Annotated in this window: 1 protein-coding gene; it reads left to right on the forward strand. The window is 64.9% G+C overall.

All coding sequences use genetic code 11. From position 1 onward, the window contains the following. Positions 1–356 (forward strand): TonB-dependent receptor domain-containing protein (locus tag QMZ29_RS10280; RefSeq protein ID WP_283225764.1); only part of this gene is annotated, 356 nt, incomplete at both ends.

Raw genomic sequence — 356 nt, forward strand, 5'->3', positions numbered from 1 at the left:
GCGCTGGACGCTGGACGCCGGCCTGCGCTACAGCACCGTCAGCTTCGACTCGACCGACTATTACATCACGCCGCGCAACGGCGACGACAGCGGCAGCAAACGCTACCACCAGTGGCTGCCGATGGGCTCGCTCAACTACAAGATCAACCCGGCGTGGAACGTTTATCTCTCCGCCGGCCGCGGCTTTGAAACCCCCACCACCACCGAACTCTCCTACCGCCCCGACGGCCAGACCGGCCTCAATATCGGCCTGCAGCCATCCACCAGCGACACCGTCGAACTGGGCAGCAAACTGCGCCTCGGCAACGGCCTGGTGAGCGCTGCGCTGTTCCAGACCGATACCGACAACGAGCTGG

Origin of the sequence: Serratia sp. PF-27 (assembly GCF_030053255.1) — a bacterium.
Classification (GTDB): Bacteria; Pseudomonadota; Gammaproteobacteria; order Enterobacterales; family Enterobacteriaceae; genus Serratia; species Serratia bockelmannii.